The sequence below is a fragment of the Streptomyces sp. NBC_01463 genome (assembly GCA_036227345.1).
Taxonomy (GTDB): domain Bacteria; phylum Actinomycetota; class Actinomycetes; order Streptomycetales; family Streptomycetaceae; genus Streptomyces.
Genome location: CP109468.1, coordinates 1,836,730 through 1,861,138, shown reverse-complemented (window position 1 = coordinate 1,861,138; position 24,409 = coordinate 1,836,730). Strand labels below are relative to the sequence as shown.

The 24,409-nt window shown below is 72.9% G+C and carries 21 protein-coding genes; 14 read left to right on the top strand and 7 right to left on the bottom strand.

Features of this window, described 5'->3' with window-relative positions; all coding sequences use genetic code 11:
• Nucleotides 1-22: 22 nt before the first annotated feature.
• The 3 genes from OG521_08130 to OG521_08120 form a co-directional block, all read right to left on the bottom strand.
• Nucleotides 23-1,576 carry an amidase gene (locus OG521_08130; protein WUW20761.1) on the bottom strand — a complete coding sequence of 518 codons (1,554 nt, stop codon included), beginning with the start codon at nt 1,574-1,576 and terminating at the stop codon, nt 23-25.
• 220 nt (nt 1,577-1,796) lie between these two features.
• Entirely contained in the window at nt 1,797-2,525 is a 729-nt protein-coding gene (locus OG521_08125) for a nitroreductase family protein (GenBank protein WUW20760.1), read from the bottom strand.
• 47 nt (nt 2,526-2,572) lie between these two features.
• Entirely contained in the window at nt 2,573-3,034 is a 462-nt protein-coding gene (locus tag OG521_08120; protein ID WUW20759.1) for a nitroreductase family deazaflavin-dependent oxidoreductase, read from the bottom strand.
• Nucleotides 3,035-3,260: 226 nt separating this feature from the next.
• Between OG521_08120 and OG521_08115 the strand changes: the two genes are divergently transcribed.
• From OG521_08115 to OG521_08105, 3 genes are read left to right on the top strand one after another with little or no spacing between them, the layout of a single operon-like run.
• Nucleotides 3,261-3,494: an acyl carrier protein gene (locus tag OG521_08115; protein WUW20758.1), complete on the top strand. Its 234-nt coding sequence runs from the start codon at nt 3,261-3,263 to the stop codon at nt 3,492-3,494.
• The gene (locus OG521_08110) at nt 3,491-4,738 is read left to right on the top strand and encodes a beta-ketoacyl-[acyl-carrier-protein] synthase family protein (GenBank protein ID WUW20757.1); all 1,248 of its coding nucleotides are present in this window, start codon (nt 3,491-3,493) and stop codon (nt 4,736-4,738) included. The genes OG521_08115 and OG521_08110 overlap by 4 nt, the downstream gene beginning before the upstream one ends.
• Nucleotides 4,739-4,765: 27 nt before the next feature.
• On the top strand, nt 4,766-5,686 hold the full coding sequence (locus tag OG521_08105) for an alpha/beta hydrolase (protein WUW20756.1): 921 nt from the start codon (nt 4,766-4,768) through the stop codon (nt 5,684-5,686).
• A gap of 34 nt (nt 5,687-5,720) precedes the next feature.
• Here the strand turns inward: OG521_08105 and OG521_08100 are convergent, their stop codons facing one another.
• Nucleotides 5,721-8,129: a lamin tail domain-containing protein gene (locus tag OG521_08100; GenBank protein ID WUW20755.1), complete on the bottom strand. Its 2,409-nt coding sequence runs from the start codon at nt 8,127-8,129 to the stop codon at nt 5,721-5,723.
• A 562-nt stretch (nt 8,130-8,691) separates the two neighbouring features.
• Here OG521_08100 and OG521_08095 point away from each other — a divergent pair.
• The 8 genes from OG521_08095 (at nt 8,692) to OG521_08060 (ending at nt 19,851) form a co-directional block, all read left to right on the top strand.
• The gene (locus OG521_08095) at nt 8,692-10,008 is read left to right on the top strand and encodes an ROK family protein (protein WUW20754.1); all 1,317 of its coding nucleotides are present in this window, start codon (nt 8,692-8,694) and stop codon (nt 10,006-10,008) included.
• 297 nt (nt 10,009-10,305) lie between these two features.
• Complete coding sequence (locus OG521_08090; protein ID WUW26608.1) at nt 10,306-10,827, top strand: flavin reductase family protein; 522 nt, start codon at nt 10,306-10,308, stop codon at nt 10,825-10,827.
• Nucleotides 10,828-10,866: 39 nt separating this feature from the next.
• Nucleotides 10,867-11,934 (top strand): ABC transporter substrate-binding protein, encoded by a 1,068-nt coding sequence (locus OG521_08085; GenBank protein ID WUW20753.1) that lies wholly within the window; start codon nt 10,867-10,869, stop codon nt 11,932-11,934.
• The gene (locus OG521_08080; GenBank protein WUW20752.1) at nt 11,931-12,833 is read left to right on the top strand and encodes an ABC transporter permease; all 903 of its coding nucleotides are present in this window, start codon (nt 11,931-11,933) and stop codon (nt 12,831-12,833) included. Before OG521_08085 ends, OG521_08080 begins: the two co-directional genes overlap by 4 nt.
• Entirely contained in the window at nt 12,809-13,615 is an 807-nt protein-coding gene (locus OG521_08075) for an ABC transporter ATP-binding protein (GenBank protein ID WUW20751.1), read from the top strand. The genes OG521_08080 and OG521_08075 overlap by 25 nt, the downstream gene beginning before the upstream one ends.
• Nucleotides 13,599-14,984 carry an LLM class flavin-dependent oxidoreductase gene (locus OG521_08070; protein WUW20750.1) on the top strand — a complete coding sequence of 462 codons (1,386 nt, stop codon included), beginning with the start codon at nt 13,599-13,601 and terminating at the stop codon, nt 14,982-14,984. Before OG521_08075 ends, OG521_08070 begins: the two co-directional genes overlap by 17 nt.
• Entirely contained in the window at nt 14,981-18,814 is a 3,834-nt protein-coding gene (locus tag OG521_08065; GenBank protein ID WUW20749.1) for an ABC transporter ATP-binding protein/permease, read from the top strand. Before OG521_08070 ends, OG521_08065 begins: the two co-directional genes overlap by 4 nt.
• Complete coding sequence (locus OG521_08060; protein ID WUW20748.1) at nt 18,811-19,851, top strand: aldo/keto reductase; 1,041 nt, start codon at nt 18,811-18,813, stop codon at nt 19,849-19,851. The genes OG521_08065 and OG521_08060 overlap by 4 nt, the downstream gene beginning before the upstream one ends.
• Nucleotide 19,852: 1 nt before the next feature.
• Here the strand turns inward: OG521_08060 and OG521_08055 are convergent, their stop codons facing one another.
• Both OG521_08055 and OG521_08050 read right to left on the bottom strand, forming a co-directional pair.
• Nucleotides 19,853-20,224, bottom strand: coding sequence for a nuclear transport factor 2 family protein (locus OG521_08055; GenBank protein WUW20747.1), 372 nt, complete (start codon nt 20,222-20,224; stop codon nt 19,853-19,855).
• A 123-nt stretch (nt 20,225-20,347) separates the two neighbouring features.
• Nucleotides 20,348-20,800, bottom strand: a complete 453-nt coding sequence (locus OG521_08050) for a DUF5709 domain-containing protein (GenBank protein WUW20746.1) — start codon at nt 20,798-20,800, stop codon at nt 20,348-20,350.
• A 274-nt stretch (nt 20,801-21,074) separates the two neighbouring features.
• Here OG521_08050 and OG521_08045 point away from each other — a divergent pair, with 274 nt between their 5' ends.
• Both OG521_08045 and OG521_08040 read left to right on the top strand, forming a co-directional pair.
• Nucleotides 21,075-21,305, top strand: a complete 231-nt coding sequence (locus OG521_08045) for a DUF6296 family protein (GenBank protein WUW20745.1) — start codon at nt 21,075-21,077, stop codon at nt 21,303-21,305.
• Between the two features lie 222 nt (nt 21,306-21,527).
• The gene (locus OG521_08040) at nt 21,528-22,112 is read left to right on the top strand and encodes a TerD family protein (protein ID WUW20744.1); all 585 of its coding nucleotides are present in this window, start codon (nt 21,528-21,530) and stop codon (nt 22,110-22,112) included.
• A gap of 90 nt (nt 22,113-22,202) precedes the next feature.
• Here the strand turns inward: OG521_08040 and OG521_08035 are convergent, their stop codons facing one another.
• A complete protein-coding gene (locus OG521_08035) occupies nt 22,203-23,084 on the bottom strand; it encodes a DMT family transporter (GenBank protein ID WUW20743.1) in 882 nt (293 codons plus the stop codon).
• Nucleotides 23,085-23,215: 131 nt separating this feature from the next.
• Between OG521_08035 and OG521_08030 the strand changes: the two genes are divergently transcribed.
• Nucleotides 23,216-24,373 carry a winged helix DNA-binding domain-containing protein gene (locus OG521_08030; protein WUW20742.1) on the top strand — a complete coding sequence of 386 codons (1,158 nt, stop codon included), beginning with the start codon at nt 23,216-23,218 and terminating at the stop codon, nt 24,371-24,373.
• Nucleotides 24,374-24,409 lie beyond the last annotated feature (36 nt).

Below are 24,409 nucleotides of genomic sequence, written 5' to 3'. Positions count from 1 at the left end.
CTCACGAGGCGCGTTCAGGCCGTCAGCGGCCCGCCTGAAGCGCCGCCCAGGTGTCCGGCCCCGCGATCCCGTCGGCCGTCAGCCCCCGCCCCGTCTGGTAGCCGCGCAGCGCGGTCGCCGTCGCGGGTCCGAAGCTCCCGTCCACGCCGACCGTCGAGCCGAGCGCCGCGGTCAGCGCCCGCTGGAGCCGCTTCACACCGTCGCCCGACGCGCCCTCGGCGAGGGTGGAGGTGTCTCCGGCCGACAGCAGCGCGGTCCAGGTCCTGGCGCCCACGACGCCGTCGGACTCCAGCCCGTGCGCCGCCTGGAACGCCGTCACCGCCGCCTGGGTGGCGGGGCCGAAGCTGCCGTCCGCCTCGCCCGCCGGGTAGCCCTGCGCGTTCAGAAGCGTCTGGACGGCCGTGACCTGGGTGTTCGTCGAACCGCTGCGCTGGGTGGCGTACGCGGCGAAGCTCAGCCCGTCCGCGCCGGGGGAGCCGCCGGTGCTCCCGGCGACCAGCTCCATGTAGCGGGTCCAGTCCCAGTACGGGCCGGGGTCGGTGTGGTCGTTGCCCGGCGCCTCGCTGTGCCCGATGATGTGCGCCCGGTCCTTCGGGATGCCGTACCGCCCGCACAGGTACGCGGTCAGGGCGGCCGAGGACCGGTACATCGAGTCGGTGAACCAGGACGGGTCGTCGATGAACCCCTCGTGCTCGATGCCGAGCGCCGAGGCGTTGGCGCTCCGCGCGTGGTACGCGGTGTCGCTGTCGCGCACCATCTGGGTGATCTGGCCGTCCGACGAGCGCACCACGTAGTGGGAGCTGACCTCGGACGCCGGGTCCTGGAACCAGCTGATCGAGCCCGCGTACGAGCCCTGCGTGACATGGATGACCACCTTGTCGATGGCCGCCGTGCGCCCCGTGGCGAAGTTGTTCGGATCGGCCGGGACCCACAGGGCCGAGGGGTAGTCGGCGCTCCGGGTGCTCGTGTCCGCCGCGGTGAGCGCGCCCTTGTGCGGGGACACCGGACGTCCCGTCACCGAGACGTGCTCGCCGTCCGGGGTGACGGCGTCGAGCCCGTCCGCCAGGAAGGTGTAGACGGTGTCGGCGTAGAGGGCGGCGGCCGGTCCCTCGCTGCCGCCGTACCGGGCGACGGCCGGGTACCAGGCGCCGAGGTCGTCGCGGTCCCGGGCGTCGAGCCCGAGCTTGTCCGCGTAACCGCGCAGCACCGCGGCCCCGCCCAGGATGTTGGCCGCGGTGTCGGTGCGGAGCGCGGCAAGGGGTTCGCCGGTGAGGCCGGCGGCCCGCTCCAGCGTGCGGTTCTCGGGGTTGCTGACCAGGTGCATCACGCCGAAGCCGTTGGCCTGGCTGGGGCGCCCGGAGTGGCCGTCGAGCCGGGTCTCGCCGTAGCCGACGGCGGCGAGCAGATCGCGCGGCACGTCGTACTGCGCGGCGGCCCGTTCGAACGCCCGGTTCATCGGGTGCCCGGGGTCCGTCGAGGCGAGGGCCGGGGTGCCGGTCGCGGCCAGGACGGTGGCGGTGAGGGCCGCCAGCACGGAGGCGCGGGCCTTGGTGTGGGCGGCGGCGCGTGTGGGCATACCTGCTCCTGCTCTGTGGGGGAGAAGAACGGCCCCCGGGCCCGGGTGGGGTGGGCGCAGGGGTCGCGAAGCCCGCTCAGGGTAACCATCTGTTCGGGGCATGACAACGAACGCCCCGCGTGTCGAACTCCCTTTCACTCCAATGGAGTTGAGCTCGGAACGGGAGAGGTGTCGGACCGTCCGGACCCCGCCGCGCCGGGCGGGGTCCGGACGGCGGGTGCTACCAGCGGTCGCGGTGGATGACCTCGGCCACCGGGCGGCGGCGGATCGGTCCGAAGTTGCCCTGCGGCCATCCGACGGGAATCGCGGCGAAGGTCTCCATGTCCTCGGGGATGCCCAGCGCCTCCTTCCACTCCTGCTCCAGCATCAGGTGCCAGATGGTGACGTTCGCCGCGAGGCCCAGCGCGCGGGCGGCGAGCAGGATGTTCTGGACACCGGGATACACGCAGGAGCCCTCGGCGAGCGCCTGGAAGCGGGTCTGCGTGGTCATCATGTGCTCGACACCCGCAGGACCGAGCGCCTGCGCGTACGCGGCCAGGCCCTCCTCCTCCATCCGGGGCTCAGGGAACCGGTAGCAGGGCACGATCAGCGCCGGCGTGTCGGCGAAGTGGTCGCGCTGGTACTCGATGGCGGCGACCATCCGGCCGTACGCCGCATCGTCCATGCCCTTCGGCGCGTACTTTCCGGTCGTCGCCAGATAGGCGTCCACGCACCGCTTCCACAGCGGCGCCAGACGCGCCATCACCTCGCGGTCGGTCACCACCACGTACTCGTAACACTGCATGTTGCCGCCGCTGGGACCCCAGACGGCGGCCTGTATCAGCTGCTCGATCGTCTCGTCCGGCACGGGCTCCGGCTTGAGGCGGCGCATCGCGCGCATCGTGGACATGGTGGAGAACAGGGCCTCGGCCTCGGCGGTCATGCCGGCCTGAGTCGTTTCGATCGTCATGATCTTGGAGTTTACGGGCGGACCGGCGCCGTGGGGAGGCCCGTTGATCAGCTCTCGGCCGACGGGGTCCGGCGCAGCCGGACCACCGGGATGTCGCGGTCGGTGCCGGCCCGGTACTGCGCGTACCGGGGGAAGACCTCGACCAGATGCGGCCACACCCGCTCCTTCTCGTCGGAGGTCAGCGTCTGTGCGACCGCCGGGAACCGTTCGGTGCCGACCCGCAGTTCGACCGAAGGGTTCGCGAGCAGGTTCAGATACCAGAGCGGGTGACTGTCCGAGCCCCCGTTCGAGCCCACGATCAGGTAGTCGTCGCCGTCGCGGCCGTACATCAGCACCGTGCGCCGCAGCGCGCCGCTGCGCCGGCCGACGTAGTCCAGCAGCAGGCAGGGGACCCCGAGCTGCGTGGTGCCCTTGGTGCCGCCCGACGACTCGTACAGCTCGGCCTGCTTCGCCACCCAGGCGCTCGGGCTGACCTGCGCGGGTCCCTCGTTGCCGTTTTCCACTGCCATCCCGGATTCTCCCTCTCTCGTACCGTGCGCCCCATCGTCGCACCCCGGCGTGCGCACCAGCGGATTCGCACACCTGGACAACCCCCCACCGCACGGGGGAACGCGGACCGGACCCGCGGCCGGCAGGGCGTATAAAAGGTTCCTCCGGACCAGCCGGCGTCCCCCGACGGCACTCACACCTTCACGCGGCAAGGCGTCACCGCGTACGACAGCGGAGGAGTGCCCCATGAGCACGGCAGACGAGATCAGCACCTTGCTGGTGGTGAACTTCGGGACCGATCCGGTGGCGATCCGCCCCGAGGCGTCGCTCCGTCAGCTCCGGCTCGATTCCCTGGCCCTGGAGGAACTGCGGCTCCTCATCGAGGACCGCATGGGCGTCGACCTCGAAGACGTCCAGCTGACCTCGCGCGACACCGTCGGGCAGCTGGTCGACGCCGTGCACCGCAAGGCCGCGGCATGACGGCCCGGTACCGCCCCGAGCCGTTCGCCGCCGCCGTCACCGGGATCGGGCTCGTCACCGCGGCGGGCGTGGGCACCGCCGCCACCTGGCGCGGGGTGTCCGAGGCCGCCGACGCGCCCTCCGTCCCGCACCGGCCCGAACTCCAGGGCCTGCCCTGCGACTTCATGTACACCGTCACCGGCCTCGACACGCGGACCGTGCTCGGGGTCGCCACCCAGCGGCTCATGGACCGCTTCTCGCAGCTCGCCGTCATCGCCGCCCGCGAGGCCGTCGCCGACGCCGGGCTCGACCCCGCCGTCTGGGACAGCGGCCGCGTCGCCGTCGTCATCGGCTCCGCCCACGGCGGACTGCCCTTCTACGACGAGCAGCACACCGCCCTCACCGAGCGCGGCGCCCGCCGGGTCTCCCCGAAGCTCGCCCCGCTCACCGTCGTCAACGGCGCCGCCAGCAGCGTCGCCACGGACCTCGGCGCGCACGGCCCCAGCCAGGCCGTCTCCACCGCCTGCTCCTCCGGCACCGTCGCCATCGGCACCGCTCACCAGATGCTGCGCACCGGCGCCTGTGACATCGTCGTCGCGGGCGGCGCCGAGTCCGTCTGCTCCCGGCTGCTGATCGCCAGCGCCTGCCAGCTGAAGGCCGTCTCCACCCGGTGCGACGACCCCGAGGCGGCCTGCCGCCCGTTCGACACCCACCGCGACGGCTTCGTCGTCGGCGAGGGAGCCGGACTCCTCGTCATGGAACGCCCCGAACACGCGGCGGCCCGCGGCGCCACCGTCCGCGCCCACGTCGCCGGCTACGGCGCCTCCAGCGACGCGTACTCCGCCGTCGCCCCGGACCCCGACGGGCGCGGCATCGAACGGGCCCTGCGCACCGCCCTCGCCGACGCCGGGGTGTCCGCGGCCGACATCGGCCACGTCAACGCCCACGGCACCTCGACCGTGTCCAACGACCTGATCGAGGCGACGATGCTCCGCCGCGTCCTGGGCGACCACCCCCTCGTCACCTCGACGAAGGCCATGACCGGGCACACGCTCGGCGCCGCGGGCGGCATCGAGACCGCGCTGACCGTGCTCGCCCTCCAACACCAGCTCGTCCCGCCCACCGTCAACCTCGACGCCCCCGACCCGGAGATCCCGGTCGACGTGGTGAGCAAGGAGGCCCGGCCGGGCGTGTTCGACGCGGCCGTCAAGACCTCGCTCGGCTTCGGCGGGCACAACGCCGCCCTCGTCCTCACCCGGGCCTGACCGCAGCGGACACAAGGACCGATGACCATGCCCGACGAGATCGTCCGGAACCTGACGGTGCAGGGACTGCGCTACAGCTACCGCCTCCTGCCGCAGCCGGCGCCCCGCACCGAACCGGTCGTCGTCATCGGCGGCGCGCTCCAGGGGATGTACGGCTGGCCGCAGATGGACGAGCACCTGGGCCCGCACGCCCAGGTCGTCACCGCCGACCTGCCCGGCATGGGCGGCGCCGACCCGCTGCCGCCCGGCACCGGCGACGAGGTCCTGCACACCGCCGTCACCCGGATCATCGACGACCTCGGCGCGGACCGGGTCAACCTCTTCGGGTTCTCCTACGGCACGGCGATCGCGTTCGGCTGCGCCCGCCGGAACCCCGGCCGGATCGCCCGGCTGGTCCTCGGGGGCGTGCCGGCGCACATCAGTGAGGCCCAGCGCACCCAGTGGGGCGGCGCGGTCGACCGGCTGGGGACCGGCGACATGGAGGGACTCGCCACCATCACCGCCGAGGCGCTGCTGTGCCTGGACCCGCGGCGCCGGGTCCACCGCAGGGAGCTCGCCCGCCGCTACGTCCGGCGGTCGTTCGTCCACGCGCTCACCCATTCCCCGCACGCGGCGCAGTCGCTGCGCCGGGCACTGGGCCACCGGCCGGACTTCTCCGGCGGGCTGAGCGGGGTGCCCGCGCTCGTCTTCGCGGGCGAGCACGACACCGTGACCTCGCCGGAACGGCAGCGCGCCTTCGCGGCGACGATCGAGGGCAGCCGGTTCCTGACGATCGGGGACTCCGACCACTGGGTGGTGCTGGAGCGGCCCGACGACGTGGCGGACCTGGTCGCCCGCTTCTTCACCGACCGCCCCCTGGAGGCCGCGCCCGCCCTGCGGCCGCTCGCCTCGCTGCCGCGCCCGCGGGCGGGCGCGGCAGGTCCGGTCCTGCCACGGCCGGGCAGCTGAGACCCCTCGAAGGAGCGCTGCCCGGCCGGCCGGATCAGTGCCGGCCGTCGACCCGGACCCGCACGATCTGCGGGTCGTGGTCGCTCGCCTGGTCGGCGAACTCGGCGTTGATGTGCACCACGTCGTAGTCGAACCGGCGGATGCCGGGGCTCGTCAGGATGTGGTCCAGCGTCTGCGAGTTGCCCTCGTACACATAGCTGTACTGCTCGTTCGCCGGCAGGGTGGTGATGAGCGGCTTGAGCGCCTTCCCCGCGGTCAGCGCGGACATCGTCGGCGAGAACGCGAAGTCGTTGAGGTCGCCGAGCGTGACCACCCGCGCCGACTTGTCCGCCGCCAGCAGCGACTTGACGAAGGTGTTGACCTCCGCCGCCTGCTGGATCCGCTTCGTCTCCGAACTGCGCGTCGGCTCCTGGTAGCGGCCGTGCAGCGGCTGGTCGCCGCCCTTGGACGCGAAGTGGTTGCCGATGACGAACACCGGCTTCCCGTGGAAGCGGAACTCGCCGACCAGCGGCTTGCGGCTGTCCGACCAGGCCTCACTGGCCGGGTCGATCCGGCCGGGAGACACCGACAGGGTGACACCCTTGCGCGTCGGCACCGCCGTCACCGCGGTCGTCGCGTCGCCGCCCGCCCGGTCCACGAAGGAGACCCGGTGCGGGTTGAACAGGAAGACGTTGCGGATGTTGCCGCCGGGCTCGCCGCCGTCCTTGCCGTCCTGCGGGGCGACATAGCGCCACGCGTACCGGGGGCCGCCCGCCGCGACGATCGCGTCGGTGAACCGCTTCAGCGTCGCCTCGGAACCGACCGTGCCGTCGCTGACCGCGCCGTTGTCGTCCTGGATCTCCTCCAGCGAGACGATGTCGGGGGAGGAGAGGCTGACCGCGACACCCTTGGCGAGCGTGTCGAACTTGGCCTGCTCGTCCAGCGCGTCGAGGTTCTCCACGTTGTACGTGGCGACGGCGAGTTCGCCGCCCTTCTGCCTCCTGGTGACCTCACGCTTCAGGTGCCGGTCGGTGAGCGTGCCGAGCCGGGTGGCCTGGAGGCTGTAGCCGCCGAAGGAGTCGTAGTCCAGCACGCCGGTGGTGGTGCCGGACAGCACGTCGCCGACGTCTGCCACCGGGACGGGACGGGTGGTGTCGAGCGACATCACCTTGATCCGGCCGGTGTTCTGGTCCCGGTAGGAGGAGTACAGGGTGCCGCCGCGGCGCGTCGGGTTCTGCTTCGGCTCGACGGTCACCCAGACCTCGCCGTACGAGGTCGTGGCACCGGTGACCCGGGTGTCGGACGTCTGGACCCGGGTGCCTTCGAGCGACTCGTAGAGGTCGAGCGCGTACCTCGCCGGCTCCAGGGGCAGCGGGTCGATCGATCCGCCGTCCGCCGAGGGGAGGTAGCCGCGGGGCACCGAGGCCGCGTCGACCGTCACCGGCGCGGGCAGCGCGTTGCCCGACGAGAGGACCGTGATCCTGGGGGCGGTGATCTCGGTGACCGACTGCGTGGTGGCCGACGGGTAGTACTCGTCCACCGTGCCGCTCACCAGCACCGAGTCGCCGACCGCGACCGTCGGGGCGGTGGAGCCGGTGTACACGAGGACGCCTTCGGACGTCCGGGGGTCCGCGTCCGGCGAGGGGTCCTGGATCCAGAAGCCGCGCGAACCCGTGGTGCGGACCGCGGTGACGATGCCGGGTACCCCGGTCACCGCCTTGCCGTCCAGCGGGGAGACCCGGGTGGTGCCCTGGATGTCGTGCACGCGCACGGTGCCGGGCTCGGTCGGGTTGCCCGGGTCGCCGGGGTCCTCGCCGCCGCCGGACGTCTCGCCGGCCGCGTTGACCGGGGTGGCGGCCGCGGCGGTGAGGTCCGCGGCGTTGTCGTCGGTGTCGGCGAGGGAGGCCGCGCGCGCCACGGAGGCGGTGGCGGAGGCGCCCGTGGCCGGTCCGGTGCCTTCCCGGACGACCGCGGAGCCGTAACCCACCAGGTCCACGATGCGGGTGTCGGCGGCGCAGTCCGCCGCCGTCCTGCAGGTCAGCGGCGTGGTGCCGGAGACGAGGGCGACGGTGCCGCTCGCGGCGGACATGGCGACGGTGCCGGTGGCGTCCGGGGCGGGCAGCGCCACGGTGCCGCCGGTGCCCGCGGCCTGGGCGACCAGATAGCGGCCGCCGGGCGCGACGGAGCCGGTCAGCGCCGAGACCTGCCACAGCGACCCCGCGGACGGGGCCCCGGGAAGGTACTGGACGCTGAATCCGGACAGGTCGTACGCGGCGGAGCCGGCGTTCGCCAGCTCGATGAAGTCGCGGGTGAGCGTCGCTCCCGAGTTCCCGCCGCCCCCGTACACCTCGGAGATCACTGCGGTCGACGACGGGACGGCGAAGGCGGCGGGCAGCGCGGTCGCCGAGAGGGTCACGGCGACCGCGCCGGCCAGCAGGACGGAACGGGGTCTGGATATGCGCACGGAGACTGCCCCTCAGAGTGTGGTGAGGGAGCACAAGCTATGCGCGTAGAACCGGCGATGACAAGGCATCAGAGGTTAATTCCAGAAAACGCCCGGCCGTCCGGGGAGGGTCCCGCCGCCGGCCCCGCCCGTGCCCGCCGCGCCGCCCGGCCCCCGGCCCCTGTTCACATGCCCGCCGTACGCCCGCCATGCCGCCGCAATACGGGGGCAACACCCGTACCGCACAAGGGTGTCCATGATGCGGCAATGGTTTGACCGGCTTGCGCCGGTCCGGCTACGTTGCGCGGCATGCAGCGATCCGCACACCTGACGACGCGAGGTCATATCGACCTGAAGCGCGTGTGCTCCGCCGTGTGTCACCGGGCCTGAGAGCACCACGCCCGCGCCGACCCGGCCGCAGGGGCCGCACCCGCCCCGCACCACCGTCCCGGTTCCTCGCAGGGTGTCTCTCCACGGGAGAGGCAGCGCCGCTTCGGCCGTACGCCGGCGGCGGTCTGCCCCGCGCTCCGCACCCGGAGCACGCACCGCGTCAACCGCTGCCACCGAGGACCTGGAAGACACTGTGAAGAGTCTGTCCGCACCCGTCCGCCGCCCGTCCGGGCCCCACCCCACCCCGCTGCGCCGCTCCGACATCCCCGCCGCCAGGCCGGGCCGCCGGCCCGCGGGCACCGGCGCCGTCTTCGGGGCGATCCTCGACCACGGTCCGGTGGCCCGCTCCACCGTCGCCCGCCTCACCGGCCTCTCGCCCGCCTCCGTGAGCGGACACGTCGGCCAGCTGCTCGCCCGCGGTCTCGTCCGGGAGAGCGCGGAGACGGCGGGGCCCAAGGGGCTCGGCCGGCCGCACATCCCCGTCGAGATCGACACCGGCCGCTTCCTCGTGGCCGGGGCGCACATCGCCGTCGCCCACTCCACCGTCTCCCTGATGGATCTGCGCGGCCGGATCATCGCCGAGGACCGGCAGCCGCACCGCACCACCGAACCCCGCCGGATGCTCACCGAACTCGCCGGCCGGCTGCCCCGGCTGGTGGCCGCGCACGCGGGCGGGCGGACCGTGCTCGCCCTGGGCCTGGCCACCGGACACCGGGTCGACCCCGACACCGGTGTGGTCGTGGCCCACCCGCACCTCGGCTGGCGGGACGTGCCGGCCCGCGACATCCTCTCCGCCGCGACCGGACTGCCGGTCCACGTGGACAGCCACTCCCGGGCGCTGGCCCGGGCGGAGCAACTGTTCGGCGAGGAGTCGACCCGCAGCAGCACCGTCCTGCTGTTCGTCGGCGCCGTCGTGGACGCGGCGTTCGCCACCGAGGGGGCCATGCACCGGGGCCCGCGCTCCGGCGCCGGCAGCGTGGCGCACCTCCCGCTCGGCGCCGGCGGCACGGGTGGGGCGGAACCCTGTTCCTGCGGACGGACCGGCTGCCTCCAGTCGGAGGTGTCCGAGCGCGCCATGGTGCGGCGTGCCGCCGCGCAGGGGCTGGTCGTCGGCTCGTTCCCGGAACTCCTGGAACAGGCGCTGGCCGGGGAGGTGCGGGCGGTGGCGCTGTTCCGCCGGCGGGCCCGGCTGGTCGGCCGGGCCGCCGCCCTGCTGCTGGACATGTTCGACCCCGAGGTGCTCGTGGTCGTCGAGCCGGGGGCGGGCCGGATTCCGGAGTGTCTGGCCGATCTGCGTGCGGAGGTGGCGGAGCGCTCCTGGGTCTGCGACGACCCGGAGCGGGCCGTGGTGCCGAGCAGCTTCACCGGCTCGGTGCTGGCCACCGCGGGGGGTGCGGTGGCGCTCGGTGCGCTGTACGTGGACCCGACGGCCCTTGGGCCCCTGGCCGGCGCTGCCCGCGGTCTCCTGACGCCCTTTCGGCACCCGTCCCCATCCCCGTACCGGACTTAATTCAGGCAGTTGCATTGTTGACCGGGCGCGAAGCGGAACGGGATGATGGATTCATGACCAGCCGACAGCGGAATTCAGGGAGCGCGTCCTCGGCGACGCGCACCTTCCGCGCGGCCGCGCCGGTCCGCGATTTCGCCCGGCGCCTGTGTTGTCGCCCCTGTCCGGGCTGCCGGTAAACACCCGCTGAATTCCGGCGAGAGCTCCGCTCCGCCGTGCGCCCCGCCCTGCCCGCGTGCGCACCCGCCGCATTTCCCTTTTCCCCTGCCCTTTTTCCGACTTTCCATCATGGGAGAGACGTTGACCGTCACCGTGCCCTCATACCCGGCGCAGGCCGCGCCCGCCGCCGGAGGCATAGCCCCGGACCGCTTCAGGCAGGCGTTCCGCCGCCACCCCGCCGGAGTCGTCGTCGTCACCGCCGACGCGGGCCACGGCCCGATCGGCTTCACCGCGACCTCGCTCAGCTCCCTCTCCCTCGACCCGCCGCTGGTCTCGTTCGGCATCGGGACCGGCACCTCGTCCTGGCCGCACATCGAACGGGCCGGTTCGGCCGTCGTGAACTTCCTCGGCGCCGGACAGCGGGACGTGGCCACCACCTTCGCCACCAGCGGCATCGACCGGTTCGCCGCCCCCACCCGCTGGCGCCGCCTGCCGGAGGGCGAGCCGGTGCTCGACGGCGTGGCCGGCTGGCTGCGGCTGGAGACCGAGCAGATCGTCCCGGCCGGCGACCACCGCATTGTCATCGCCCGAGTGGTGGACGCCCGGCTCGACGAGGGACACCGCCCGCTGCTCTTCCACAACGGCGCCTACCACACCCTCTGAGCGCCGCCCCTCCCCATGACTACGGATCAGGAACCCACCATGGCACGCCACGACACGTACCGGACCGTCGGCCGCAGGTCCTTCCTCGCCCTCGCGGGCGGAACGCTCATCGGCACGCTCGCCGCCTGCTCGCCCCAGGCGAAGACCGCGGCGAGCGCCGAGCCCGCCGGTAAACTCCCCTCGGGAGCGCCGCCGCCGGGGACGAAACTCTCCATAGCCGTCCGCACCACCCGGCTCCAGCTGAAACCCGCGGGACTGGAGAAGGGCCTTTCCTTCGACGTTTCGCAATGGCCCAACCTGAACGCGGGTCCCGATATAATCCAGGGATTCCGGGCCCATTCCATCGATCTCGCGGTCAATGCCGGAATTCCGCCGATCCAGGCCCACGCCATCGGCGTCGGAGCGAAGATCGTCGCCGTGCAGGTGCGGAACCATCCCTCGTACGTCTTCGCCACCGCGCCCGGCTCCGACATCAGGTCCGTGGCCGACTTCCGCGGCAAGAAGATCGGCTTCTCCCAGGGGCAGGCCCAGGGCGTCGTCGTCCTGCGCGCCCTGAAGCAGGCCGGCCTCGCCAACGACGACGTCGAACTGGTCGCCCTGCCCAGCACCCAGTTCCTCACCGCCCTGCAGTCCAAGCAGGTCGACGTAGCACCGCTGGGCGAACCGACCGTCACCAAGTACCTCACCCAGTACGGCAAGGACGGGGCGCGCGGGCTGAAGACGGACGTCGTGGACCTGCTCTCCGTCCTCTGGGCGCCCAACGAGGTGCTCAACGACCCGGCCAAGGCCGCCGCCGTCCGCAGCTTCATCCCGCTCTGGGCCCGCGGTCTGACCTGGGCCTGGGAGAACACCGACGAGTGGATCGACACGTACTACGTCAAGGACCAGGGCGTCTCCGCCGAGGACGGCAAGCGCATCGTCGCCTCGCTCCACAAGCCGCAGTTCCCGGCCAACTGGGACAAGGCGATCGCATGGGAGCAGGAGACCGCGGACCTGATGGCCGAGGGCGGCTTCGTACCGAAGCAGGACGTCTCCGGCCTGTTCGACCGCCGATTCGAGGGGCTCGCCGCCAAGGCCGTGGCCGCTCAGTACCGGGAGACGTCATGACCGAGCTGCTGACGAACACCCGCACCCCGGGCCGGCCGAAGACGGCCGTCGCGCCCGGCGGGAGCGGCGAACCGGCGGACGGGGCGTCGCCGGCCACCGAGCCCGCCGCACCCCGTACCACCCGCAGGCGGCTCGGCCCCGGCCGCGCCCTGCCCTTCGGACGGCTGATCGGCCCGGTGCTGGTCATCGCCCTGTGGTGGTTCGCCTCCGCCATCGGCTACCTCGACCCGCGGATCCTGTCCGGACCCGGCACGGTCCTGTCCACCGCGTCCGACCTCGTCGCCAGCGGCCGGCTCCAGGACAACGTCCTCATCTCGCTCCAGCGCGCCGGACTCGGCCTGTTCTTCGGCGTGACCTCCGGGGTCCTCCTCGCCATCGCCGCCGGGCTCAGCCGCACCGGCGAATACCTCCTGGACGGGCCGCTCCAGATCAAGCGCGCCATCCCCTCCCTGGCCATGCTCCCGCTGCTGATCCTCTGGCTCGGCATCGGCGAACAGATGAAGGTCACCGTCATCGCGCTCGGCGTCGCGGTGAACATGTACATCAACACGTACGCCTCGCTCACCGGCATCGACAGCCGCTACGTCGAGCTGGCCGAGGGACTCGACCTGAGCCGGGCGCAGTTCGTCCGCAAGGTCGTCGTCCCCGGTTCGCTGCCCGGTTTCTTCGTCGGACTGCGCCTGGGCGTCACCGCCTCCTGGCTCGGCCTGATCGTCGTCGAGCAGATCAACGCCACCAGCGGCATCGGCTACATGATGTTCCAGGCCCAGCAGTACGCCCAGTCCGACGTGATCATCGTGGGCCTGGTGGCCTACGGGATCTTCGGCTTCGCATCGGACGCGGCGGTCCGCGCCGTCGAGAGGAAGGTCCTGTCATGGCGACGCACTCTGGCGGGCTGAACCCCGCCCACCGGCCCGGCACGACGGCCGTGGCGGAACGCCCCGCCATCCGCACCCGGAAACTGGTCCGGCGCTTCGGCGACCGGGACGTGCTCAAGGAACTCGATCTCACCGTCGCACCCGGCGAGTTCACCGCACTGCTCGGCCGCAGCGGCTCCGGCAAGTCCACCCTGCTGCGGGCCGTCGCCCGCCTCGACCACACCGTCGACGGTTCCGGTGAACTCACCGTCCCCGACCGGGTGTCGCTCTCCTTCCAGGACTCCCGGCTGCTGCCCTGGCTCCGGATCATCGACAACGTGATCCTCGGCCTGCGCGGCCCGGGTGCCCGCGAACGCGGCCTCACCGCACTGGCCGAGGTCGGCCTGGAGGGCCGCGACCGGTCCTGGCCGCACGAGCTGTCCGGCGGTGAGCAGCAGCGCGCCGCCCTGGCCCGCGCACTGGTCCGCGACCCCGAACTGCTCCTCGCCGACGAACCGTTCGGCGCCCTGGACGCCCTCACCCGGATCAAGATGCACGGCCTGCTGCGCGAGCTCTACGAGCGCCACCGCCCCGCGGTCCTGCTCGTCACCCACGACGTCGACGAGGCCGTCGAACTCGCCGACCGGGTGCTCGTCCTGGAGGACGGCCGGATCTCCGTCGACCTCACCGTCGACCTGCCCACCCCGCGCTCCCGCCGCGACCCCCGCTTCCAGGAGTACCGCGACACGCTGCTCACCGCGCTCGGCGTGGCGCAGACCCCGCCCCCCTCCCAGCAGAAGGAAACCCATGTCCCGCACGCCTGACCGCAAGCAGCTCCACCTCAACGCCTTCCTCATGTCCACCGGTCACCACGAGGCGTCCTGGCGGCTGCCCGGCAGCCCGGCCGAGGCCAACTCCGACATCGAGCACTACAAGAACCTGGCCCGGATAGCGGAGCGCGGCCGGCTGGACTCGCTGTTCCTCGCGGACAGCCCCGTCCTGATGGGCGACCCCGGCCGGCGGCCCGCCGCCAAGCTGGAGCCCACCGTCCTGCTCACCGCGCTCGCCGGGGCCACCCACCACATCGGCCTGATCGCCACCGCGTCGACCAGCTACAACGAGCCGTACAACCTGGCCCGCAGGTTCGCCTCGCTCGACCATGTCTCGGGCGGCCGGGCGGGCTGGAACATCGTCACCACCGCGGGCGCCGACGCGGCCCGCAACTTCGGCCTCGACGACACCCCGCTGCACCACGAGCGCTACCGGCGCGCCGGTGAGTTCGTCGAGGTGTCCACCAAGCTCTGGGACAGCTGGGCGGACGACGCGGTGATCGCCGACAAGGAGCGCGGCGTCCACGCCCTGGCCGAACGCGTACGCAGGATCGGGCACGACGGCGAGTTCTTCCGCGTCGACGGGCCGCTGAACGTACAACGCCCGCCGCAGGGGTATCCCTTGCTCGTACAGGCCGGGTCGAGCGAGGACGGCAAGGACTTCGCCGCCCGGTACGCGGAGGCGGTGTTCACCGCCCAGCAGACCCTGGAGGAGGGCATCGCCTTCTACAAGGACGTCAAGCAGCGCGCGGAGGCCCTCGGACGCAACCCCGACGGCATCAAGATCCTGCCCGGCATCGTGCCCGTCATCGGCGACACCGAGGCCGAGGCGCTGGCCCTGGACGCCGAACTGGAGAGCCTCATCGTCCCCGAGTACGCCAAGCGGCAGCTCGCCCAGCGGCTGAGGATCGCCCCCGACGACCTGGACCTCGACGCCCAGCTCCCCGAGGACATCCCGACCGAGGACGAGATCGAGGGCGCCAAGAGCCGCTACACCCTCATCGTGGAGCTCGCCAGGCGGGAGAAGCTGACCGTGCGCCAGCTCATCGGGCGGCTCGGCGGCGGACGCGGCCACCGCACCTTCGCCGGCACCGCCGAGCAGGTCGCCGACACCATCGAGCACTGGTACGACAGCGGGGCCGCCGACGGCTTCAACATCATGCCCGCCGTCCTGCCCTCCGGACTGGAGGTCTTCGTGGACCGGGTGGTGCCGATCCTCCAGGAACGCGGCCTGTTCCGCACCGAGTACACCGCGCGCACCCTGCGCGGGCACTACGGTCTGCCGCGCCCCGCCAACCGGCTCTTCGAGGAAGTCGACCGCAGCGAGGGCCACTTCGGCATCGGTCTGGCGGAGGCCCGGTGACGGACTGTCCGAACCCGGAAACCGGTACGCCCCGGCAGCCGCCGCCCGGATGGGCGCGGCGGCTGCTGGGCTACTGCCTGCGGCACCGCACCGACCTGCTCATGGCCTTCGGTGCCGCCGTGGTCGCCGCCGTCGCCACCGCCACCCTGCCGCTCGTGCTGCGGCACGTGGTGGACGGGGTGGCGGCCGGTACCACCGCGTCGCTCGCCCCCTGGACCGTCCTGCTCGCCGCGCTCGGCGCCGTCCGCTTCGGCGCGAGCTTCACCCGGCGCTACCGCTCGGGCCGGCTCTCCCTCGGGGTCCAGTACGACCTGCGCAACGACGCCTTCGCCGCCCTGCTCCGGCTCGGCGGCGCCCAGCAGGACGACCTGCGCACCGGACAGGTGGTGAGCCGGTCCATCTCCGACATCACCCTCATCCAGACCCTGCTGCAGTTCCTGCCCAACCTCACCGGCAACGCGCTGATGTTCCTGTTCTCGCTGGTCTTCATGGCGGTGCTGTCACCCCTGCTGACCGTCGTGGCCCTGGTCGTCGGCCCGCTGCTCTGGCTGATCGCGCTGCGCAGCCGCCGCGACCTCTTCCCCGCCAACTGGCACGCCCAGCAGGAGGCCGCCGAGGTCGCCTCCACCGTCGAGGCGACCGTCACCGGGGTCCGCGTGGTCAAGGGCTTCGGCCAGGAGCAGCGGGAGCTGGCCGGACTCGAACAGCGCGCCCGCCACCTCTTCGCCTCCCGGCTGCGCGTCGTCCGCTTCACCAGCCGCTACAACCCGGCGCTCCAGGCCGTCCCCGCACTCGGCCAGGTCGCCGTCCTCGCCCTCGGCGGCTGGATGGCCCTGCACGGCCGGATCTCGCTCGGCACCTTCCTCGCCTTCACCACCTACCTCGGCTCGTTCGTCACCCCGGTCCGCCAGGTGGCGACCCTGCTCACCGTCTGGCAGCAGGCCCGGGCCGGCGCCGAACGCGTCCTGGAGGTCGTGGACGAGGCCCCGGTGATCACGGACGCGCCCGGGGCCCGCGCACTGCCGGACGAGCCCCCGGCGATCGGCTGGCACGACGTCAGCTTCGGGTACGGCGACGGCGCACCCCTCCTGAACGGCTTCACCCTCGACATCCGCCCCGGCGAGACCCTCGCCCTGATCGGCCCGGCCGGCTCCGGCAAGTCCACCGCCGCGGCCCTGCTGCCCCGGTTCTACGACGTACCGTCCGGCTCGGTCCGGGTGGGCGGCAGCGACGTCCGCGACCTCACCCTCGCCTCCCTGCGCTCCCGCATCGGCTACGTCTTCGAGGAGAGCCTGCTGCTCTCCGACACCGTGCGCGCCAACATCGCCTACGGGGTACCGGACGCCACCGACGAACAGGTCCGGGCGGCCGCCCGCATCGCCCGTGCCGACGAGTTCATCGAACGGCTCCCGCAGGGGTACGACACCGTCGTCGGCGAACAGGGACTCACCCTCTCCGGCGGCCAGCGCCAGCGCATGGCCCTGGCCCGCGCCCTGATCGGCGACCCGGCCGTGCTCGTCCTGGACGACGCCACCTCGGCCATCGACGCCCGGGTGGAGGCGGAGATCCACCACCGGCTCCGGGAGGACGACCGCCGCCGCACCACACTGATCGTCGCCCACCGCAGATCGACGCTGGAACTCGCCGACCGCGTCGCGATCCTCGACGGCGGCCGGATCACGGACACCGGGACCCCCGCCGAACTCGGCGCCAGGTCAGCCCTGTTCCGCAGCCTCCTGTCGGCGGAACAGGACGCCGCCCCGGGCGTCACGACCGGCCCGGACCCCGCCACGGCCGCCGGCTGCCCCACCCCGCACCTGTGGCTGCGCCCCGAAGGAAGCGACGACGAACAACTGGAGGGCACCGCCGTGCGGGCCGCCCAGGCGCTCGCCGAGGCGGCCGCCACCTCGGGACCCGGCCGCGCGGGCCCCGGCGGCGGGGTGCTCGGCTCCGCCCCGCCCAGTCCCGAACTCATCGCCGCACTGGCCCGGATCCCGCTGCCCGCCGCCGACCCCGAGGTGCCCACCGGCCAGGCCGTCGCCGCCGAGGCGGACTTCGGACTCGCCGCCCTGCTGCGGCCCTTCCGGCTGCCGCTCCTCCTCGGTCTGCTGCTCGTCGCCCTCGACGCCGCCGCCCAGATCACCGTCCCGGTGCTGGTCCGGCAGGGCGTGGACCAAGGGGTGGCCCACCACGCCGGGCACGTCCTGCTCGCCGCGGCGGCCGCCGCCGCGCTGGTGGTCGCCGCGAACTGGCTGATCGGCGTCGCCCAGGTCCGCACCACCGGACGCACCGGCGAACGCCTCCTCTACACCCTGCGCGTGAAAACGTTCGCCCAGCTCCAGCGCCTCGGCCTCGACTACTACGAACGCGAGCTCGGCGGCCGGATCATGACCCGGATGACCACCGACGTCGACGCCCTGTCGAACTTCCTGCAGACCGGCCTGATCACCGCCGTGGTGAGCCTGCTGACGGTCCTCGGCGTCCTGGTCAGCCTGCTGGTGATCGACGCGGAACTGGCCCTGGTGCTCCTCGCCGCCCTTCCGCTGCTGGTCGTGGCCACCGCCGTGTTCCGTCACTACTCCGTGCCCGCGTACCGCGAGGCCCGGGAACGGATCAGCGCCGTCAACGCCTGCCTCCAGGAGAACGTCACCGCGATCCGGGTCACCCAGGCCTTCCGCCGGGAGTCCCGCAACGCCGCCGACTTCGCGGAACTGGCCTGGTCCTTCCGGGACTCCCGGCTGCGCGCCCAGCGCTACATGGGCACGTTCTTCCCGTTCGTCGAGTTCCTCGGCACGCTCTCCTCGGCGGCCGTGCTCACCGTCGGCGCCGGACAGGTCCGCTCGGGCGAGCTGAGTGCGGGAACGCTCATCGCGTTCCTCCTCTACGTCGAGCTGTTCTTCTCGCCGATCCAGCAGCTCTCCCAGGTCTTCGACGGCTATCAGCAGGCCGTCGTCGGCCTCGGCCGGCTCCGCGGCCTGATGCGCACCCCCACGGGCACCCCGCCCGCGAAGGACGCCCGCCCGGTCCCCGCCCTGCGCGGCGAGGTCGAGTTCGACTCGGTCTCCTTCGGCTACGCGGGAGGCGGCGGCCAGGAGGTCCTGCACGGGGTCTCCCTGCGCATCGCGCCGGGCGAGACCGTCGCCCTGGTCGGCGCGACCGGGGCGGGCAAGTCGACCGTCGTGAAACTCCTCGCCCGCTTCTACGACCCGTCCGCGGGCGCGGTCCGGGTGGACGGGCACGATCTGCGCGAGCTCGACCTGCCCGGATTCCGCCGCAGACTGGGCGTGGTCCCGCAGGAGGCCCATCTGTTCAGCGGTACGGTCCGCGACGCCATCGCCTACGGCCGCCCCGACGCCACCGACGCCGAGGTGGAGCAGGCCGCCCGCGCCGTCGGGGCGCACGAGATGGTCGCCGGGCTGCGGCTCGGCTACCTCCAGCCGGTGGGGGAGCGGGGCCGCAACCTCTCCGCCGGACAGCGCCAGCTGCTCGCCCTGGCCCGCGCCGAACTCGTCGACCCGGACGTGCTGCTGCTCGACGAGGCCACCGCGTCCCTGGACCTCGCGACCGAACGCCGGGTGGCCGCGGCGACCGAGGTGCTCGCCCGAAGGCGTACGACCGTCGTCGTCGCCCACCGGCTCACCACGGCCGTCCGCGCCGACCGGGTGGTGGTGCTCGACGCGGGAACCGTCGTCGAGACCGGCACCCACACCGAACTGCTCGCCGCCCACGGCCCCTACCGCCGGCTGTGGGACGCCTTCCGGGAGACCGGCCATGCCGCGCCGGTCGACCATCTGCACGCAAGTGAACTCGTCAAGGAGACCGCAGGATGACGGAGTACCGCGATTTCGGCCGCACGGGCGTCAAGGTCAGCCCCTTGTGCCTCGGCACCATGATGTTCGGCGCCCGGGGCAACCCGGACCACGACGACAGCATCCGGATCATCCACCACGCCCTGGACGCGGGCATCAACTTCGTCGACACCGCCGACGTCTACTCCGCCGGCGAGTCCGAGACCATCGTCGGCAAGGCGCTGGCCGGCGGGCGCCGCGACGACGTCGTGCTCGCCACCAAGTTCCACGGAAGCCTCGGCAGCGACCCCAACGAGCAGGGCAACTCCCGCCGTTGGATCATCCGGGAGGTGGAGAACAGCCTGCGCCGCCTCGGCACCGACTGGATCGACCTCTACCAGGTGCACCGCCCCGAACCCGGCACCGACTTCGACGAGACCCTCGGCGCGCTCTCCGACCTGGTGCACCAGGGCAAGATCCGCTACATCGGCACGTCGACGTTCGAACCGTCGGCCATCGTCGAGGGCCAGTGGACCGCGGAGCGCCGCGGCCGCGAACGCGTCGTCGCCGAGCAGCCCCCGTACTCGATCCTCGCCCGCGGCATCGAGCGCGAGGTCCTGCCCACGGCCCGGCGGTACGGACTCGGGGTCCTTTCCTGGAGCCCGCTGGCCGGCGGCTGGCTGTCCGGCCGCTACCGCAAGGGAGCCGATCAGCCCGCCTCCAGCCGTGCCGAGCGGCAGGCCGAGCGGTTCGACATCGGAGCCGCCGAGAACGCCGCCAAGCTCGACGCCGCCGAGGCGCTCGCCCAGCTCGCCGACGAGGCCGGGCTGACCCTCGTCCAACTGGCCCTGGCCTTCGTGCTGGAGCACCCGGCGGTCACGTCCGCGATCATCGGGCCGCGGACCCTCGAACAGCTGACGAGCCAGCTCGGCGCGGACCGGGTGCGGCTGAGCCAGGACGTGCTGGACCGGATCGACAAGATCGTCCCGCCGGGCACCAACCTCTCGTCCCGGGACGCCGGTTACCAGCCGCCGTCGCTCACCGACCCCGCGCTGCGCCGCCGTTCGCAGCCCGCGTAGATCAGGACGACGCCGGTACGCGGTCCAGGAAACCGCTGACCGAGCTGATCCGGCCGTCGCCGGCGAGGGCGATCACGTCCGAACCGGCGACGGGCGCCGATCCGTCGGCCGCGGCGACCAGTTCCCAGCCGAACCGGGCGAGGGAGTGGTGCCCGTCCACCGCCCCGGCCGGCCGGAAGGCGAATCCGGGGAACTGCTGCTGCGCACCACTGATCGCGGCGGCCAGCGCCTCGTGCCCCCGTACGTCGGCCAGCGGGTCGGTGTACGTGGCGTCCTCGGTGAACGCCGCGGCGACGGCCTCGGCCAGCTCCTCGGGAGTGGCGGCGTTCCAGGCGGCGAAGTAGCGCTGGACGGCCTCGTCGTATGCGGTCATCGTGCGGTCCTCTCGTAGGCTCCGGCCGGTGGGCCGGGAGCGCTGTGCTCGTGAGGAACACGATGTCCGACGCGGCGGAAGGCGTCGATTACCTCCGGGGTAAGGACGCGATCACCCGGGGCCTCACCCCTGGGCGTCGGGAATGACGTGCATGGCCGCTTCCTCGGCGGACGCCGCCGCGCCGTCGATGCCGACGTCCTCGCCCGCCATGCTGTCCGGCTCGTTCAGATCCAGCTCCCGGGTCAGCCGGCCGGCCCGGACGTCCCCGACCTCCCCGTCCAGGGGCTCGCCGTCCCCGTCCGACACGTCACCCACGCCGTCGCCGGGCGGACCGGCGTGCTCGGGCAGCTCCCGGGCCAGCCTGCCGTCCAGCGTCTCCCCGCTCAGCTGCTCGGACGCGGTGGTGCCCCGGTCCTCCACGGCCCACGGCCGCTCGGGAGGGGAGTACCCCTCGTCGAGTACGTCGGTGAGATCCCGGTCGTCGAGGGTGTCCGCCGTGTCGAGCTGTTCGACAGGATCGGACGCCTCCGGCTGCTGGGGCTGGTAGACATCGTCGCCCCGGTCGGCACCTTCCATGACGATTCCCTTCCGGTGTCGGGGATCCCGGTCATGCCTGCCGTACGACGCGGGAGCGAGGGGCTCGGCGGCCCGGTCGCCTTCGGACTTCCCGTACCCCTTCAGGATAGGCGGCAGGGGCCGGGGGCCGCACCGTGCGGGCCTGCGACGGGCGGGGACGGCCCGGCTGCGAGACGATGGAGGGTGCAGGCCGGAACGGGTGCGCCCCGCACCCGAGCGCTCGCGGAGACCGGCCCGCGCAGGCCGTAGGGAAGGCCGTCGTGGAGAGGCCGTCATGGATTATCCGGAGAGCTACCAGCTGGTGTTTCAGTCGTCCGCCGTGGAGGACGACACGGTGACCGTCCGGCGGACCGCACGGTCCGGGGCGGGCGGATACCCGGTCTACGAGGACGAGACCGGGATCGTCCGCGCGGAGATCAGCGAACGCGGAGAGGTGCGCATGCTCGCCAGCGGCGGGCACCAGCTCCTCGGGACGCCGCTGGTCGTACCGGAGCCGGCCGGCTGAGGAACCGTGGGCCGGCACGCCGGCCGCCCGCCCCGCTCCCGTGGTCACCACCGCGGGAGCTTTTCCGTATCACGGGGCCGGCACCTTCGCCATCCTGCCGGCGCAGGACAATTCGGTCCGAGCCGTCAAACACTTGGTCGAAATTTTGCCCCTGACGGGCTGCACGGGGAGGACACCAGGCACACTCAACCTGTAGGAATCTCGCCACGAAGAGGATCACGCATGATCACGTTGAAGAAGGAAGACGGCCCGGCGGATCTGGACGGGGTCACCCACCTGTCCATCGGGGTGTCCTGGGACCCCACGGTCGGCGCCAGTGGCGGGCTGATGGGGAAGCTCCGTCAGAAGAAGGGCACCGACCTCGACCTCATCGCCATCGCGATGCAGGGTGCGGAGCCGGTGCGGCTGGCCGGCCTGGACTCCCTGGACCCGCTGGGCAACGGCTCGCTGCAGCACAGCGGCGACAACCAGACCGGGCACGGCGACGGTGACGACGAGACCGTGACCGTCGACTTCGCCCGGGTACCGGCCAACATCACCTCGATCGTCTTCATCGCCGCCGCGTACAAGAAGCACAGCTCCTTCCAGAGCGCGCGCAACATCAGCTTCAAGGTGTACGACGCGACGGGCGGCAGCAGCCAGCAGGTCGCCGACATCTGGCCGAGCCTGCTCAGCAACGACAACGGCTGCGCCGTGGCCAAGGCCATGCGGGCCGGTGCGAGCTGGAAGCTCGAGGTGATCAACGAGACGGGGAAGATCAAGCAGGGCGACGAGCAGGCCCTCATGCGCTTCGCGGTCAGCAAGTAGTACGCAGACGGCGGCCACCGGCCACGAACAGGCGGCAGGCAGCAGCGGCACGGTGCGAGTGCATCCGCCCCGGCCCGTACGCGCGGCGTTTCAGTCGACCCGCCGCGTACGGCCCGGGGCCGTCGCGTTCCCGGACGCCAGCGGCGAACGCGCCAGCTCCACGCACCCCACGGCGATCAGCCCGAGCGCCAGCAGTTCGGGGAGCAGCCACCAGCCGGTGCGCAGACCCTCGCCGAACAGGGTCACCCCGTACAGGACGCTGATCAGCGCGTCGCCCAGGGTCAGACAGGGCTGGACCGCGACCAGCGTGCCTGCCTGGAGGGCGTTCTGAAGGAGGAACAGGGCGCCGACGCCCGCCGCCGCGGTGGCGTACAGCTGCCAGGACGTGAAGAGCGCCACCACACCGTGGCCGTCGCTCAGCCGGGCCATCGCGTCCTTCATCAGGGCGGCCGTGAGCGCGTACGCGCAGGCCGCCGCGAGCCCCAGCAGCGCCGCACGCGGATTGCCGCGGGTGGCCAGCGCGCCCGCGATCAGGGCCGCCTCGAACAGGGCCGTCAGGATCAGGGCCGGAATCCACGCCGCCCCCCGCACCATGTCGCTGCCGCCGCCCGGCGCGGCCGAAGCCATCCCGAGGGCCAGGCCGGCCGTCACCGCGGCCACCCCGAACCAGACCGGCCGCGGCAGCCGCACCCGCATCACGAACCCGGCCATCAGCAGCGTCGCCGGAAGCTCGATGACGAAGATCGGCTGCACCACCGCGATCGGCCCGGTGGCCAGCGCCACGGCCTGGCAGACGGCCGCGACGATCACCAGGCCGATCCCGGCCAGCCACACCTTCTGGCGCAGCAGATGAGCGATCAGCGACGGCCGCATCGCCTTGCTGTCGGGCACGGTGAGGGCCGCGCGGCGCTGGAGGACGGAGGCGGCGCCGTTGCTGAGAGCGGTCAGGACGGCGAACAGGACGCTGATCACCGGTCCATGATGCGGGCGGCCGGTGCGTAGTCCCGGGTCCCGCCGCCCGACGGCATGGCGTCGGCGGACGGGCCGCGGCAATCGTCCCGTCAGGATCGATGCCGGCCGCACGGCCGCGTAGCGTGCCGTCCATGGCCGTGAAGAAGAAGACCTCCGCCGCCGCACCGCCGGCCGTGCTCTCGCCGCGCGCGCTGGGCCGCGCGACCCTGGAGCGCCAACTCCTGCTCCGCCGCGCGGAGATGAGCGCCGGGGACGCCGTCAGGCACCTCGTCGGCCTCCAGGCGCAGAACACCAAGCCGCCGTACTACCAGCTCCTCGCGCGGCTGGAGGGCTTCGAACCGGCCGAGCTCGCCGGGCTGATGGAGTCGCGCGAGGTCGTCCGCATCGTCACCCTGCGCTCCACGATCCACACCCACACGGCGGACGACGCCCTCACCCTGCGCCCCCTCGTCCAGGAGGCCCGCGACCGGGAACTCAGGATCTTCCGCAAGGGCCTCGTGGGCGTGGACCTGGACCGGCTCAGGGACGTCAGCAGGGCGTACGTCGAGGAGGAGCCCCGCACCCCGAAGGAGATCCGCGAACGGCTGCTCACCGAATGGCCCGACGCCGACCCGCAGGCGCTGGGCACGGCCGCCCGCTGTCTGCTGCCGCTGGTCCAGGTCACCCCGCGCGGCGTGTGGGGACGGAGCGGCCAGGTCGCGCTGACCACCGCGGAGCACTGGCTCGGCAGACCCTCGGCGCAGGTCCCCGCACCCGACGCGACGGTGCTGCGCTACCTCGCCGCCTTCGGCCCCGCGTCGGTCAAGGACCTTCAGGCGTGGGCCGGGCTGACCCGGATGCGGGAGGTCTTCGACCGGCTGCGCCCGCGGCTGCTCACCTTCCGCGACGAGAACGGCGTCGAGCTCTTCGACCTGCCCGACGCCCCGCGCCCCGACGAGGACACCCCCGCACCGCCGCGCTTCCTGCCCGAGTTCGACAACGTCCTGCTCGGCCACGCGGACCGCACCCGGGTCATCCCGCCACGGTTCAAGGGGCGCAACGGGGTGGGCAACCAGGCGTACGGATCCGTCCTGGTCGACGGATTCCTCGCCGCGGTCTGGCGGCTGGAGACCGCGCGCGGCGGCGGCCCGACGACGGTCACCGTGCAGGGGCTGCGCCCGCTCACCCGGGCGGAGCGGGACGCGGTGACGGACGAGGCGTCGGCCCTGCTCGCCGTGATGACGGACGAGGCCGCCGACGGCCACGGCCACGACGTCAGGTTCGCCGCGTTCATCGACTTCGACAGCTGAAGGGCTCGCACGCCCCGGAAGGGCCGGGTACGGGTA

Coding starts and splice junctions, on each gene's coding strand:
- OG521_08085 (WUW20753.1), top strand. CDS start 10,867: ATGGCACGCCACGACACGTACCGGACCGTCGGCCGCAGGTCCTTCCTC.
- OG521_08105 (WUW20756.1), top strand. CDS start 4,766: ATGCCCGACGAGATCGTCCGGAACCTGACGGTGCAGGGACTGCGCTAC.
- OG521_08040 (WUW20744.1), top strand. CDS start 21,528: ATGATCACGTTGAAGAAGGAAGACGGCCCGGCGGATCTGGACGGGGTC.
- OG521_08060 (WUW20748.1), top strand. CDS start 18,811: ATGACGGAGTACCGCGATTTCGGCCGCACGGGCGTCAAGGTCAGCCCC.
- OG521_08130 (WUW20761.1), bottom strand. CDS start 1,576: ATGCCCACACGCGCCGCCGCCCACACCAAGGCCCGCGCCTCCGTGCTG.
- OG521_08070 (WUW20750.1), top strand. CDS start 13,599: ATGTCCCGCACGCCTGACCGCAAGCAGCTCCACCTCAACGCCTTCCTC.
- OG521_08115 (WUW20758.1), top strand. CDS start 3,261: ATGAGCACGGCAGACGAGATCAGCACCTTGCTGGTGGTGAACTTCGGG.
- OG521_08050 (WUW20746.1), bottom strand. CDS start 20,800: ATGGAAGGTGCCGACCGGGGCGACGATGTCTACCAGCCCCAGCAGCCG.
- OG521_08075 (WUW20751.1), top strand. CDS start 12,809: ATGGCGACGCACTCTGGCGGGCTGAACCCCGCCCACCGGCCCGGCACG.
- OG521_08080 (WUW20752.1), top strand. CDS start 11,931: ATGACCGAGCTGCTGACGAACACCCGCACCCCGGGCCGGCCGAAGACG.
- OG521_08055 (WUW20747.1), bottom strand. CDS start 20,224: ATGACCGCATACGACGAGGCCGTCCAGCGCTACTTCGCCGCCTGGAAC.
- OG521_08125 (WUW20760.1), bottom strand. CDS start 2,525: ATGACGATCGAAACGACTCAGGCCGGCATGACCGCCGAGGCCGAGGCC.
- OG521_08110 (WUW20757.1), top strand. CDS start 3,491: ATGACGGCCCGGTACCGCCCCGAGCCGTTCGCCGCCGCCGTCACCGGG.
- OG521_08120 (WUW20759.1), bottom strand. CDS start 3,034: ATGGCAGTGGAAAACGGCAACGAGGGACCCGCGCAGGTCAGCCCGAGC.
- OG521_08030 (WUW20742.1), top strand. CDS start 23,216: ATGGCCGTGAAGAAGAAGACCTCCGCCGCCGCACCGCCGGCCGTGCTC.
- OG521_08045 (WUW20745.1), top strand. CDS start 21,075: ATGGATTATCCGGAGAGCTACCAGCTGGTGTTTCAGTCGTCCGCCGTG.